General features: G+C 42.4%; 10 protein-coding genes. 7 read left to right on the top strand and 3 right to left on the bottom strand.

Translation table 11 applies throughout. The features are described 5' to 3' along the window. Positions 1 to 14: 14 nt before the first annotated feature. The 3 genes from bexA to KSX81_RS21635 form a co-directional block, all read right to left on the bottom strand. Positions 15 to 1,346, bottom strand: coding sequence for a multidrug efflux MATE transporter BexA (gene bexA, locus KSX81_RS21625; RefSeq protein WP_004309255.1), 1,332 nt, complete (start codon positions 1,344 to 1,346; stop codon positions 15 to 17). A gap of 84 nt (positions 1,347 to 1,430) precedes the next feature. Then, the gene (yidC, locus tag KSX81_RS21630) at positions 1,431 to 3,284 is read right to left on the bottom strand and encodes a membrane protein insertase YidC (RefSeq protein WP_217725799.1); all 1,854 of its coding nucleotides are present in this window, start codon (positions 3,282 to 3,284) and stop codon (positions 1,431 to 1,433) included. A gap of 58 nt (positions 3,285 to 3,342) precedes the next feature. Further along, entirely contained in the window at positions 3,343 to 4,968 is a 1,626-nt protein-coding gene (locus KSX81_RS21635; protein WP_008998573.1) for a CTP synthase, read from the bottom strand. Positions 4,969 to 5,156: 188 nt separating this feature from the next. Between KSX81_RS21635 and KSX81_RS21640 the strand changes: the two genes are divergently transcribed. From KSX81_RS21640 to KSX81_RS21670, 7 genes are all read left to right on the top strand, one after another. Next, the gene (locus KSX81_RS21640) at positions 5,157 to 6,665 is read left to right on the top strand and encodes a DUF3078 domain-containing protein (RefSeq protein ID WP_217725798.1); all 1,509 of its coding nucleotides are present in this window, start codon (positions 5,157 to 5,159) and stop codon (positions 6,663 to 6,665) included. A 259-nt stretch (positions 6,666 to 6,924) separates the two neighbouring features. Continuing rightward, positions 6,925 to 7,515, top strand: coding sequence for a UpxY family transcription antiterminator (locus tag KSX81_RS21645; RefSeq protein ID WP_217725797.1), 591 nt, complete (start codon positions 6,925 to 6,927; stop codon positions 7,513 to 7,515). Between the two features lie 326 nt (positions 7,516 to 7,841). Beyond that, positions 7,842 to 9,770: a polysaccharide biosynthesis protein gene (locus tag KSX81_RS21650; RefSeq protein WP_217725796.1), complete on the top strand. Its 1,929-nt coding sequence runs from the start codon at positions 7,842 to 7,844 to the stop codon at positions 9,768 to 9,770. A gap of 47 nt (positions 9,771 to 9,817) precedes the next feature. Beyond that, complete coding sequence (locus KSX81_RS21655) at positions 9,818 to 10,651, top strand: polysaccharide biosynthesis/export family protein (RefSeq protein ID WP_008643793.1); 834 nt, start codon at positions 9,818 to 9,820, stop codon at positions 10,649 to 10,651. A 10-nt stretch (positions 10,652 to 10,661) separates the two neighbouring features. After that, positions 10,662 to 13,088, top strand: coding sequence for a GumC family protein (locus KSX81_RS21660; RefSeq protein WP_217725795.1), 2,427 nt, complete (start codon positions 10,662 to 10,664; stop codon positions 13,086 to 13,088). A gap of 32 nt (positions 13,089 to 13,120) precedes the next feature. Further along, positions 13,121 to 14,440 (top strand): UDP binding domain-containing protein, encoded by a 1,320-nt coding sequence (locus KSX81_RS21665; RefSeq protein ID WP_009040520.1) that lies wholly within the window; start codon positions 13,121 to 13,123, stop codon positions 14,438 to 14,440. 2 nt (positions 14,441 to 14,442) lie between these two features. Beyond that, positions 14,443 to 15,507: an NAD-dependent epimerase/dehydratase family protein gene (locus tag KSX81_RS21670; RefSeq protein ID WP_272711845.1), complete on the top strand. Its 1,065-nt coding sequence runs from the start codon at positions 14,443 to 14,445 to the stop codon at positions 15,505 to 15,507. Positions 15,508 to 15,514: the final 7 nt, after the last annotated feature.

Below are 15,514 nucleotides of genomic sequence, written 5' to 3' on the forward strand. Positions count from 1 at the left end.
AGTGAAAAAAGGATTTAAATCTTCTTTTTCTGCCAGTTTCCTTTCTTCATATACCAGTAGCAGAACATCAGCGTGAAAATACCATATACGCATTCCGTTGTCCAGGCAAATGCGACGTCCATCCGCAGGTACATGATGAAATATGCAGAGTATGTGACGTAGATAGCCAATACACAAAGTTCCATAGCCAGTGCAGTCCGCGTATTCCCTGTACCTGATACCGATTGGAAATAAACATTGGCAGGCACCAGCACCAGATAGGCAGAACACAATACCCATAGTGAAGGCACGGATGCTGCTCTCAAATCCGGCATATCTGTATAAATACGTAGGATCAGATCCGGAAATAGACAGAAGAATATCAGAATTGGCAATACAAATATATATCCAATGCGAATGTGCTGCCTGATAGTACCCCGTACACAATCCTGTTCACCTGCACCGATCAGATTGCTGACCAATGAACCACAGGTGGATGCAAATGCCATTGCAATCATAAACGGGATTCCCGATACGTTTCGGATAATGTTCGCGATTGCCAAAGAGCGCTCTCCCAAATGTTCCACAAATAGAAAGAACATAAACCAGGTAGACAAAGAAACAAAGTTCTGAATCATTGTCCACACAGAAACATTCAGTATTCGTTTCAGTGTTTTCCCTTGGAACTTAGGCAGTATATTCAATGCATACTTCCTGCAGTCAATCCGCTTCCAGGTATAGATGATAAAGAAAATCACCGATACCATTTCAGCCAGCGAAGAGCCGATAGCAGCACCGGCAATTCCCAATTGCGGGAAACCGAATTTACCGAAAATCAGGATATAATTGAATACCACATTCGAAAGTACCATCACAATAGAGTTCAAAGTCAGCGTCTTGGTTTGTGTCGTACCTACAAAGAAGGCGCGGAACATGACCATGATAAAAGAGAAGAAGAACCCGTACACACGCCAGTGAATATAACTCTCGGCTGCATCGTAAATGTGAGGAGACGAAATGATATTCTTGAGGATATATGGTGAGAATACGATGGAGAACGTGAATAAAATCACTGCCATGGCAAGCAGGAAATATATGCCCTGATAAAAAATGGGTCCGATTTCCTTGTAGTTTCCTTCTCCATTGCGACGCGCAATTAATATCTGGGCACCGATGCTGAAACCGAATGCCATCATGAAAATGGCAAGGTAATATACACCTGCAATGGCGGAAGCACCTAATTCGATTTCTCCGACACGTCCCAGAAAAGCAGTGTCCGTCATACCAATCATCTGTTCCATAATCAGACTGATTAGGATAGGGTAGGAGATTGTCCAGATTTGTTTATAAGAATATTTAGTTTTCATCTTATTTTATTTTTTAGAGAAAGAAAGCCGGGCAACCAAAATAGGATGTCCGGCTTTCTTAGAATATGATTCAGGAATTACTCCTTATTTTTTATTCTGTCTTTGCTGCTGCAATTGCTCTTGTTGCTTTTGCATCGCCTCCAGGCGAGCAGCAAATCCGGTCTTTTTCATTTGTTTCGGGTCTTTCTTTTTCGCTTCAAGAATAGCCAACAATTTAGTTTCGTCAGTCGTTCTACGAAGCAGAATCATAGTACCCACACTAATCAGCGTTGACACGAAGTAGTAATAGTTCAAACCTGACGGATAATCATTCAAGACGAACAAGAACATAATCGGCATCAGATACATCATCCATTTCATGGCCGCCATTTGTGGCTGCGCTCCGGTATCCTGCATAGACATTGTGTACTTTGTGTTCAAGATGTTTGTCAACGTCATCAGCAAGCAGAACAAGCTAAGGTGATTGCCAAGGAACGGGATATGGAACGGGAATGTGATGATAGCGTCATAAGTAGAAAGGTCGTCCGCCCACAAGAAACTCTGTTGACGCAGTTCGATAGCACTCGGCACGAACATAAACAAAGCCATCAGGATAGGGAACTGCAATAACATCGGCAGACAGCCACCCATCGGGCTTACCCCGTATTGGCTGTAAAGGCTCATCACCTCCTGCTGTTTCTTCATTGCATCTTCCTGCTTGGGATATTTCTTGTTGATTTCATCAATTTTCGGTTTCAATACACGCATCTTGGCAGAAGACATGTACGTTTTCCAGGTAGCCGGATAAACCAGCACTTTCACCATAATAGTCAGAATCAACAGAACGATACCCATGCTCAATCCCCAGCCGGACAACCAGTCGAATACGTTGATCGTGATAAACTGGTTAATCCAGCGAATCAGCGGCCAACCCAGGTAAACCAGTCGGTGAAGCTCCCATTTCTCGTCACGTCCTTTATCCAGCGCTTTCAACGTCTTGAAGTGGTTCGGACCGAAGTAGAAGTACATCTCTGTCGGTTCCTTGCCTGACGGATCAAAGAAAGTATTCATTTCAGCAGAATAATCTTTGATATATCCGCTTCCCTGTTGTTCCATTCTTGACTTAACGGAAACCTTGTCGAAATCCTGTTCAGCGATAAATACAGACGAGAAGAACTGATTCTTGAAGGCTACCCAATCAATGCGTCCCGGCAAATCCTGACTGTCATCTTTGGCAGCAGACAAGTTGTCTACATTGTCACCTGTTACTTTATAAGTCAGTTCCGACAGACGATTCTCATAAGTGAATCCTTTTTCCAGTTGGCGGGCACGTTGTGACCAGTCGATGTCCACATACTTAGTACTAGCCAACTTGTCTTCCATGCCTGTCGCTTTGATTTCAAAGTTCATCAGGTAGCTATCCGGTTTCAGCGTATAGATGAAATCGATATAGCTTGCGCTATCCGCAGCCAGGCGCATTGTAACACTACTGTCCGTCTTGTTCACAGCTTCAAAGAAATAATCTTTGGTCTGGATGGCTCCTGCCTTGTTGTAAAAGTTGAAGTTCATCGAAGCATCGTCACCGTCGAACAACATGACCGGCGTCTTTTTGTCTTGTGCCATATAATCTTTCAGCATGGCTGAATAGACACGTCCGCCTTTGGTTGTGAAAGTGATTTCCGCTACATTATTCTGGATGCTGATTTTAGAGTCGGTTCCATGCAAGGCATTGAAAAACAAAGCAGAAGAATCGGCAGCCGATGCCACCTCTTTTTGACTGTTAGCCAGTGCAGCTTCCGTTTTAGCCTTCAACGCTTCCTCCTGCTGCTGTACCACGGCAATAGAATCGTAGTATTTCTTTTGCGCAGCTATCTGTTCCTCGCTTGGACGGCTCAAAAAACTGAATCCTACCAATAATATACCTATCAGAACGAGACCTGTGATGGTGTTTTTATCCATTCTTATTTTAATTACAAATTATATAAATTACAAACTACCGGTTGTTTACCACGTATCGTTAGCCGTTCACCGTTGCTTTTTCGTTTTCGATGGCAGCTTTCACAAATGCAACGAACAACGGATGAGGGTTCAGTACCGTACTGCCATATTCCGGATGGAACTGTGTACCGACAAACCATTTCAAAGTCGGAATTTCAACGATTTCTACCAGATCCGATTCAGGGTTGATACCTACACATTTCATGCCGGCAGCTTCATATCGGTCTTTATAATCATTGTTGAACTCATAGCGATGGCGGTGACGTTCCTGAATATGTTCCTGTCCGTAAGCCTGATATGCTTTCGAACCTTTCTGCAATACACATTCGTAAGCGCCCAGACGCATCGTACCACCCATATTGGTGATTGCTTTCTGTTCTTCCATGATATCAATCACGTTGTGCGGAGTCTTTTCATCCATTTCACGTGAGTTGGCATCAGTGTATCCCAGTACGTTGCGGGCAAACTCAATAGCAATACATTGCATACCCAGACAAATACCGAAAGTCGGAATGTCATGTGTACGTGTATATTTGATAGCGACAAACTTGCCGTCGATACCCCGTTGACCGAATCCCGGACCAATCATTACGCCCGCCATACCTTTCAAAGCTTCAGCTACATTCTCATCTGTCAGTTTCTCGCTGTTTACGAAATGAACTTCCACTTTGCGGTCATTGTAAGTACCCGCTTGCGATAAAGCTTCACGGATAGATTTGTAAGCATCCTGCAAATCGTATTTTCCAACCAGTGCAATATTGATCGGTTCTTTAGTCTCTGCAGCGTGACGACGTTCCAGGAATTTACGCCATGGGCCGAGTCCCGGAGTTTCTCCTACCGGCAGTCCCATCTTTTCGAGGATAGTGCTGTCCAGCCCTTGCGCTTGCATCAGGATAGGTACTTCGTAGATTGTTTCCGCGTCGATAGACTGCACGACGGCTTTATCGTCTACATTACAGAATTGTGCCACTTTCTTACGCAATCCGTCACTTAGCGGATGCTCGGCACGCAGTACCAGTACATCCGGCTGAATACCCACACTTTGGAGTTCCTTTACAGAATGTTGCGTTGGTTTTGTTTTCAATTCTCCGGCAGCAGCAAGATAAGGAACATAGGTCAAGTGTACGCAAAGAGCGTTCTTACCGAGTTCCCATTTCAACTGACGGATACTTTCGAGGTAGGGGAGTGATTCGATGTCACCTACCGTACCACCGATTTCAGTAATCACAAAATCAAACTTGTATTTATTACCAAGCAGTTTTACATTCCGTTTGATCTCGTCTGTGATGTGAGGAATCACCTGGATCGTTTTACCCAGATAATCTCCACGACGTTCCTTGTCAATGACGCTCTTGTAGATACGTCCCGTAGTAATGTTGTTCGCCTTTGTCGTTTGTATACCCAGGAATCGCTCATAGTGTCCCAAGTCGAGGTCGGCTTCGTGTCCGTCTACGGTTACATAGCACTCTCCGTGCTCATAAGGATTCAATGTTCCCGGGTCGATGTTGATATACGGGTCAAACTTCTGGATGGTTACATTATAACCTCTTGCTTGCAGCAACTTACCGATGGATGATGAGATGATCCCTTTTCCTAAAGAAGAGGCAACACCACCGGTGACGAAAATATACTTTGTTTCTCCCACAGCTATAACTGTTTTAATAATTGTTTACTTAGTAGTATTCTTACGAACTTAAAAACCGCAAAATTATAAAAAAAGAGGAAGATTACAGTCTTTCCTCTCCACAATTTTATTAAAAAATGCAATTTTGAAAGAATCCTATGATTTCTAAACAAAATAATGTAGCTTTGCAGCCTAAACCATAGACAAATATGATGAGAATTACTACTTTATGTTCAGCGTTTATCCTGTCAATCTTATCGTTATCGCTTTTTGCACAGGAATCTGTCGATCCCTCTCCACTTCCGACTGACTCTCTGCAGCCTGCTCCTGAAGTGATTAAACCTGCCAAAACGGTTAAATCTTCAACAGTTGTGGCAAAAGCCAGAGTTGTGAAAGCAGATACGCTTTCGGCGGAGCTTCAGAAATATTTGATGCTTAAACTTAATATGTCGGGGCCGACTCCGAAACTGGATACCGTTTCTTATTTATATAATAAGTATGTCGCGCAATTAGATTATTTGAACGACCTGTCTGTGCCGCCACGTTATATTCCGTCCGATCCCGATTATTTCCGTCTGTTCACACCATTAGCATATTATTATGCTCCGATGGCACAATATTCGAAATTGGAATGGAAACCTATGCAATGGGACACCACTCCTCAACTGACAGCGGAACTTCTGCCTTATGATACCCTGGCATTTACCAAAACCCAGCGTGCCGAGAAAATAGTGAACAGTGCATTGATGGATCTTTATTTGGAACGTCCGAACTTGGTTGTCACTACAGAAGACCGCATCATGAGTCGTGATGTATTCCGTCACGATGTGAAGCCGAAAATATCTCCCAAAGCAAACGTTATTCATCTGTTTCAACCGGAAAATATGGATGATAATGTAGGGAAAGCCAATATGAAGATTAGTCGGCCGAACTGGTGGGTGACCGGAGGTAACGGATCGTTGCAGATTAGCCAGAACCACCTTTCGGATAACTGGTATAAGGGAGGTGAAAGTAACTTCTCCGGATTAGCCACTTTTCAGATTTTTGCCAACTATAATGACAATGAAAAGGTGCTGTTTGAGAACCAGCTGGAAGCTAAAGTAGGTATGACTTCCACTCCGTCAGATGAATACCATAAATATCTGTTCAATACAGACCAATTTCGTTTGTATAATAAATTAGGTTTGAGAGCTTTCAAGAATTGGTATTATACCATTTCGTCCGAGTTTAAGACACAGTTTTTCAATGGATATAAAGCTAACAGCGAAGAATTGGTTTCATCTTTCATGTCTCCGGCAGATTTGGCGGTCAGTGTCGGTATGGATTATAAATTGAGTAAGAAGAAATTTAATCTTTCTGTGTTTATGGCGCCGTTGACTTATAATTTGCGTTATATCGGTAATTCTGAAGTAGACGAAACAAAGTTTGGCTTAGACAAAGGAAAATGCTCTAAAAACGACTTTGGTTCCCAGTTGCAATCCACATTGAACTGGACCATCATCTCTGCAGTAACTTTAGAGTCTCGTCTCAATTATCTGACCAACTATCATTGGGTACGTGTAGAATGGGAAAATACATTCAACTTCGTTTTGAACCGTTATCTTTCTACCAAGCTCTATATACATACCCGTTTTGACGATAGCTCGAAACCGACTGAAGGAGACAGCTTCTTCCAGTTGAAAGAATTGCTTAGCTTCGGTATCAATTATAAGTGGTAAGTAAATCGAAAGAATAGAAATCAGGCGCGGAATTTCCGCGCCTGATTTGTTTAGGGATGTTGTACAAAATATGGGTGGTAAAATAGAACCAATGTGATAGCGGATTTTTCACGTCCAAGATAGTCTTAACTGTATATTTCTATTTGTATGTAAAAAAAGAAAGCGTTTTTTCTTGTTTACTATTTATAATTTTATCTATCTTTGTCACCGAATTCAATCCATTGCCTAAGGGGTATGGAAAAATGAGGGGTAAAAATACATGATCATTAAGAAAAATGACGATCGAAATCTTCTGCCAACAGATGTGATTGGCAGAGGCGTAGCACGCTCAAAACGTTGGTTGGTGGCCATTGTGCGTATCTGTCACGAGAAAAAAACGAGCGAGCGGCTTACGAAAATGGGGATCGAAAATTTCCTTCCAATTCAACAAGAAGTCCATCAATGGAGTGACCGTCGTAAAGTTGTCGATCGGGTGCTACTTCCGATGATGATCTTCGTTCACGTTGATCTGCAAGAACAAAAAGAAGTCTTAACTTTATCAGCTATCAGCCGTTACATGGTATTACGTGGGGAGAGTACTCCGGCTGTTATTCCTGACCAACAAATGTTGCGATTTAAGTTTATGCTCGACTATTCGGATGAAACGATTAGTATGAGTACATCTCCATTGGCTCCGGGAGAAAAAGTACGGGTAATCAAGGGACCATTGGCTGGACTGGAAGGGGAATTAGTAAATGTAAATGGAAAATCGAAAGTTGCTGTTCGATTGACAATGTTAGGGTGTGCATGTGTGGATATACCGGCTGGGTGTGTAGAGCCGGTATCTGAAAAAGGGGATTTACGTGATTGAGTAATCAATCTATTTTATAGGGGTATGGGGATTTTACTGCAAAAATGTAATGAAAGTCTGTAAAATAGCAGGCAGTCTATCTGACATCGGTAACCAAACAGTGGATATATTTATCGATGACCTCTCTCAAAAATAAAAATCCATAAAGTATTATGAATTATATCTTTACAAAAGATATAGTGTAGAAATGTATGTACGTATCGAAAGATGAAGGGATTCTCTGTTGGGCTACACCAACATGGAAATCGTAGTCATAGTCCTTGTACTGATCATAATCAATCAGATAAATCAAATATCGAAATATTATTTTATTCATTTATACTATAATGGAAAAGACATTGAAGGGCATAGTTCAATATGCCCGCAAAAATTATTTCAGTTATTGGGTTATTTTAGGTATTGACACGGCAATTTCTGTATTATGTTCGTTGGTCGCTTATGCGGTCATTCATTATATGGTGCATGTTCCAATGACCGACTGGATGCTTTGTAAGTTTGCTTGCGTTTCTTTGGTGGCAAGTGTTGCGGGCTCTTTATTATTCCATACTTATCGTAATACAATTCGTTTCTCACAGGCACGTGAACTTTGGCGTATCATGTGTGCCGTTTTATTTAAAATTACCTGTTTGGTCATTATTTCTTTTGGAGTTATATATGAGACCCAATTGCCATATAATTATAAAATATCCTATCTTCTATTTGATGGTTTATTGACTTTAGTGATCTTGACAACCTTCCGTGTATCATTGATAATCGTCTATGATTTTTTATTGGATTGGGTGAATAAAAAGAACACACGTATTCTTATTTATGGTACTAATGAAGAGAGTGTAGCCTTGAAGTTACGTCTTAGGGATAGTGCACATTATAAAGTAACCGGTTTTTATGTATATGGTAAAAATAACAGCCGACGCCGATTGGCAGATCTTCCCGTTTATTACTTTGAAAATGAATCGGATGTTGATTATATCATGCGGAAGCGCGGAATAAAGGGGATTCTGTTTGCCCGTTATGAAGATACCCGCCTGGAAGAAAAACGACTTCTGGAATATTGTAAAAACAATGAACTTAAAACATTGATAGCTCCTACTATCAGTGAAGCGGACTCTGACGGAAACTTTCATCAGTGGGTACGTCCTATTAAGATTGAGGATTTGTTGGGTCGTGCCGAAATTAATATCAACCTTCGTCAGGTTGCAGAAGAATTCAGGGGAAAAGTGGTGTTGGTGACTGGTGCGGCAGGCAGTATTGGCAGTGAACTTTGCCGTCAATTAGTGCAGATGGGAATTCAGAAACTTATCATGTTCGACTCTGCAGAAACACCTTTGCATAATGTCCGTCTTGAGTTTGAGAAAAAATATCCAAATATAGATTTTGTTCCGGTGATTGGTGATGTGCGTGTGAAGGAACGCGTTCGTATGGTATTCGAATTGTATCATCCTCAAATTGTTTTTCATGCCGCCGCTTATAAACATGTGCCTTTGATGGAAGAAAATCCTTGTGAAGCTGTACTTGTCAATGTGACCGGTTCTCGTCAGGTGGCTGATATGGCTGTAGAATATGGTGCTGAAAAGATGATTATGGTGTCTACGGATAAAGCTGTAAATCCTACTAATGTAATGGGCTGTTCCAAGCGTTTAGCTGAAATCTATGTTCAAAGTCTGGGATGTGCTATCCGTGAAGGAAAAGTGAAAGGTCATACCAAATTTATCACCACCCGCTTTGGTAATGTATTGGGTAGTAACGGTTCTGTCATTCCTCGTTTTAAAGAACAGATAGAGAATGGTGGGCCGGTGACTGTTACTCACCCTGATATTATTCGTTTCTTCATGACCATTCCCGAAGCTTGTCGTTTGGTAATGGAGGCCGCCACAATGGGTGAGGGCAATGAGATCTTTGTTTTTGAGATGGGAAAAGCAGTCAAGATCGTTGATCTAGCGACTCGTATGATCGAATTGGCTGGCTATCGTCCGGGTGAAGATATCAAAATAGAATTCACGGGATTACGTCCGGGTGAAAAATTGTATGAAGAGGTGTTGAGCGATAAAGAAAATACGATCCCGACAGAGAATAAGAAAATCATGATCGCCAAAGTTCGTCGGTATGAATATGCTGATATTCTTGATACTTATGCAGAATTTGAAAAGTTGTCGCGCGCGGTAAAGATCATGGATACCGTGCGGTTGATGAAGAAAATAGTTCCGGAGTTCAAATCAAAAAATTCTCCGCGATTTGAAGTACTGGATAAAGAATAAATAGGAAATAATCAACAAAAGATTCTATAAATAAATTATCATTTAATATGAATAAATCATTGCGCACGCATTTGAATGTACGAAGCTTGTATGAAAGTCTGTTTTCTTGCCTGATAGCGGTATTTCTGCTTGCTTCCTGTCAGTCTTATAAGAAAGTACCTTATTTGCAGGATGCGGGAGTTGTAAAGGATATCAATCAACAGGAAAATTTGTATGATGCAAAGATAATGCCTAAAGACTTACTTACTATCGTGGTGTCGTGTACTAGTCCGGAACTTGCAGTTCCATTCAATTTGACTGTAGCGGGTCCTGGCAGTGTGGCTATTGGGAATACACAGTTGACAGCTCAGCCTGTCCTACAGCCCTATCTGGTGGATAATGAAGGAAAGATCAATTTTCCGGTATTAGGTGAATTAAAAGTGGGCGGTCTGACCAAGAAGGAGGCCGAGCAGTTGATTGTCGAAAAACTGAAACCTTACATCAAGGAGAGTCCGATCGTCACCGTGCGTATGGTTAATTACAAGATTTCCGTATTGGGAGAAGTAGCCCGTCCGGGTACGTTTACCATCAGTAACGAGAAGGTAAACCTGCTAGAAGCCTTGGCTATGGCGGGGGATATGACCGTCTGGGGCGTCCGTGACAATGTCAAACTGATTCGTGAAGGTGCTGATGGCAAACAGGAAATTGTGACATTGGATTTAAACAAGGCGGAGACAATTCTTTCTCCTTATTATTGGTTACAGCAGAATGATATAGTCTATGTGACTCCTAATAAAGCAAAAGCTCGTAACTCCGATATAGGTAACAGTACCAGCTTGTGGTTCTCCGCTACTTCTATTCTGGTATCATTGGCAAGTTTATTAGTAACAATCTTCAAATAGTAATATAGATATGATTGGGGAAAAAAGAGAGAACCGGGGTGAGCAACCGGAAGAGCAGGTGGATATTCAGGAAATCCTTTTCCGTTACCTGATCCATTGGCCTTGGTTTGTGGTTTCTGTAATAATCTGTATCGCCTGCGCATGGGGCTACCTGCGTTTGGCCACTCCTGTCTATGATATAACTGCCACAGTCTTAATCAAGGATGATAAGAAGGGCGGTGGTGCGAGCATGTCCTCCGAACTGGAAAAGATGGGACTGGACGGCTTCGTTTCCTCGTCGAACAATGTAGACAATGAAATCGAGGTGCTGAAATCAAAGTCTCTTGCCCGTGAAGTGGTCAATAATCTGGGACTGTTTGTGACTTATAAGGATGAAGATGAGTTTCCTAATAGGGAACTTTACCGTACCTCGCCCGTAGTGGTGAGCTTGACTCCACAGGAGGCGGAAAAACTGTCTGCACCAATGGAAGTGGAGATGACTTTATTTCCTAATGGTGGGATGGATGCGTTGATAACAGTGAAAGACAAAGAGTACCGGAAACAATTCGATAAATTACCTGCTGTTTTTCCGACCGATGAGGGGACGGTCGCCTTTTTTGAAAGCAAGGATACATTGACGACCAATCAGGCTAAGGAGGAAAGTAAAGAGCGTCATATAAAAGCTTTTATAAACCGGCCGATGTCTGTGGCCAAAGGATATATCAAATCTTTGTCGATAGCCCCTACATCAAAAACTACTTCTGTAGCTGTTCTTTCGTTAAAGAACTCAAATACCCGGCGTGGCAAGGACTTCATCAACAAACTCCTTGAGATGTACAATATCAATGCCAATAATGACAAGAATGAGGTAGCCCAAAAAACCGCAGAATTCATCGACGAACGTATCGGCATTATTTCCAAGGAACTTGGAAGTACCGAACAAGACTTGGAGAACTTCAAGCGTAGTGCCGGAATTACAGATTTGAGCAGTGAGGCGCAAATAGCCTTAACCGGTAATGCTGAATATGAAAAGAAACGTGTGGAAAACCAGACTCAAATCAATTTGGTGATGGATTTGCAACGCTATATGCAAGGTAATGAATATGAGGTCTTGCCAAGTAATATTGGATTACAGGATGCAGCATCAGCTGGTGCAATAGACAGATATAATGAAATGTTGGTTGAAAGAAAGCGCTTGCTCCGTACATCAACCGAGAATAATCCGACGATCATAAATTTGGATACTAGTATCCGTGCGATGCGGAGCAATGTACAGGCTACGCTGGATGCTACATTGAAAGGATTGCAGATAACCAAAGAAGACCTTGCCCGTGAGGCGAACCGCTATTCTCGTCGTATTAATGACGCTCCGACCCAGGAACGCCAGTTCGTAAGTATCGCCCGGCAGCAGGAAATTAAGGCCGGTCTTTATTTGATGTTACTTCAAAAACGTGAAGAGAATGCCATCACTTTGGCAGCTACAGCAAATAATGCCAAGATTATTGATGAAGCGTTAGCGGACGACAATCCGGTTTCTCCTAAGAGGATGATGGTCTATCTTGCCGCCTTGGTGTTAGGAGTAGGATTTCCGGTAGGTATCATTTATCTGATTGGCTTGACCAAATTTAAGATTGAGGGCCGTGCTGATGTTGAAAAACTAACTTCTCTTCCTGTTATTGGCGATATCCCGTTGGCGGATGAAAAGTCCGGTTCTATAGCTGTATTTGAGAATCAGAATAACCTGATGAGCGAGACATTCCGTAATGTCCGTACCAATCTTCAGTTTATGCTTGAAAATGGCAAGAATGTGATTCTGGTGACATCTACCGTCAGTGGTGAAGGTAAGTCTTTTGTATCGTCTAATTTGGCTATTAGTCTTTCTTTGTTAGGTAAAAAAGTTGTGATAGTAGGTCTTGACATTCGTAAACCGGGATTGAATAAGGTTTTTAATATTTCCCAAAAGGAACATGGTATTACCCAGTTTCTGACCAATCCGACAAAGAATCTGATGGATTTAGTACAGCCTTCCGATATAAACAAGAATCTGTTTATTCTTCCGGGCGGATCAGTTCCTCCCAATCCAACGGAATTATTGGCTCGTGACGGCTTGGAAAAAGCCATCGAAACGTTGAAGGCTAATTTTGACTATGTGATTCTGGATACGGCCCCCGTGGGTATGGTAACTGATACCTTGCTGATAGGTCGCACAGCTGATTTGTCGGTATACGTATGCCGTGCTGATTATACCCGTAAGGCAGAGTTTACTTTGATCAATGAGCTTATGGAAAACAACAAACTGCCTAACCTCTGTATCGCCATTAACGGCTTGGATCTTCAGAAAAAGAAGTACGGCTATTATTATGGTTATGGTAAATACGGCAAGTATTATGGCTATGGCAAGCGTTATGGTTATGGCTATGGTTATGGAGAGAAACATACAAGTCGGGAGGATAAATAAACTGCTATTGATAAAACCAAATCAAACATAATATGCGTGATTTCAAAGAGATTCGGGTCGCAGTAGCCGGAACTGGCTATGTGGGACTGAGCATAGCGACACTGCTATCACAACATCATCATGTAACTGCCGTGGATGTAATCCCGGAAAAGGTGGAGAAACTGAACAACAAGGTTTCCCCTATCCAGGATGATTATATCGAGAAGTATCTGGCTGAAAAGCCGCTTGATCTTGTTGCCACTTTGGACGGGAGGTTAGCCTATGCTGATGCCGACTTTGTGGTAATAGCCGCTCCTACAAACTACGATCCTGTGAAGAATTATTTCGATACGAGTCGTGTGGAGGAAGTTATCGATCTTGTGCTTGAAGTGAATCCCGATGCCGTAATGGTCATCAAATCGACAATTCCGGTGGGATATACCCGTAACCTTTATGTAAAATATGCCCAGAAAGGAGTCAAGAAGTTCAACCTGCTGTTTTCACCGGAGTTCCTTCGTGAAAGCAAGGCCCTTTATGACAATCTCTACCCGAGCCGTATCATCGTAGGTTATCCGAAGATCATTGACGGTCCGGAGTTTGCTGAAGAAAACAAGGCGATCCGGTCTGTCACGGATGTCACTATGTTACAGGAAGCAGCTAGGACATTTGCTGCCCTTTTGCAGGAAGGGGCTGTCAAAGAAAACATCGACACGCTCTTTATGGGCATAAAAGAGGCGGAAGCAGTCAAGCTTTTCGCCAACACCTATCTGGCTCTCCGTGTCAGCTACTTTAACGAACTTGACACATACGCTGAAATAAAGGGATTGGACAGCAAAGCGATCATTGAGGGCGTAGGCCTTGACCCCCGTATTGGGACACATTATAATAATCCTTCATTCGGTTATGGCGGTTACTGCCTGCCGAAAGATACAAAACAACTCCTTGCCAACTATCAGGATGTTCCTCAGAACATGATGTCCGCAATCGTGGAATCAAACAAAACCCGTAAGGATTATATAGCTGATGCAGTGCTCCGCAAGGCAGGTTATTATACGGGAAATGGACAATGGGACGCATCCAAGGAACATACTTGCGTCATCGGTGTATACCGCCTGACCATGAAATCGAACTCTGACAATTTCCGCCAGTCCGCCATTCAAGGTATAATGAAACGTATCAAGGCGAAGGGTGCGGAAGTGATCATCTATGAACCCACGCTTGAGGACGGGACTACATTTTTCGGCAGCAGGGTTGTTAACGATCTTGCTGGATTCAAGGTGCAGAGCAAGGCTATCATAGCCAACCGTTTTGACAACAGTCTGGAAGATGTGGAAGCTAAGGTTTATACACGTGACATTTTTAGAAGGGACTGACCATGTTGTCATATAATGTAGAGCTGGACGGAAAGACTGTGCTTGTAACGGGTGCTGCCGGTTTTATTGGGAGCAACCTTGTCATGCGCCTTTTCCATGATTTCCGAAATATCAGGGTAATCGGTGTTGATTCCATCACCGATTATTACGATGTCAATATCAAGTATGAGCGTCTCAAGGAAATAGAGTTGTTAAACCGTAACTGGACTTTTGTCCGTGCCTCGATTGCCGATAAGGATGCGGTAGAAAGAATTTTCTCTGAAGACAGAATTTCCGTTGTCGTAAATCTTGCGGCCCAGGCGGGCGTCCGTTACAGTATCACCAATCCTGATGCCTATGTCCAAAGTAATCTTATCGGTTTCTATAATATCCTTGAAGCCTGCCGTCATTATGAGGTGGAGCACTTGGTTTATGCTTCTTCATCATCCGTATACGGCAGTAACAAGACAGTTCCGTATTCAACTGATGACAAGGTTGACAACCCGGTCAGCCTTTATGCAGCAACAAAAAAGAGTAACGAGTTGATGGCTCACGCATACTCAAAACTCTATAATATTCCATCAACAGGCTTACGTTTCTTTACGGTTTATGGTCCTGCAGGTCGTCCGGATATGGCGTATTTTGGGTTTACCGACAAGCTTGTAAAAGGCGAAACTATCAAGATTTTCAATTATGGTAATTGTAAGCGTGATTTTACCTATGTGGATGATATTGTGGAGGGAGTAGTACGTGTTATGCAACACGCTCCAGAAAAAGAGAATGGGGAAGACGGACTTCCGATTCCACCATACAAAGTATATAATATCGGTAACAGTCATCCAGAGAACCTGCTTGAATTTGTAACTATTCTTCAGGAAGAATTAGTCCGTGCCGGTGTGCTTCCGAAAGACTATGATTTTGAGTCCCATAAAGAACTTGTGCCTATGCAACCGGGTGATGTGCCTGTAACTTATGCTGATACTACTTCATTGGAACAGGATTTTGCTTTTAAACCGGGTACAAGTTTGAGAGATGGGCTAAGAAACTTTGCAGAGTGGTATGTAAAGTTTTATAATACGGAGAAATAAAACAATA

It is taken from the genome of Bacteroides sp. MSK.18.37, from assembly GCF_019129155.2.
In the GTDB taxonomy this organism is placed as follows: domain Bacteria; phylum Bacteroidota; class Bacteroidia; order Bacteroidales; family Bacteroidaceae; genus Bacteroides; species Bacteroides ovatus.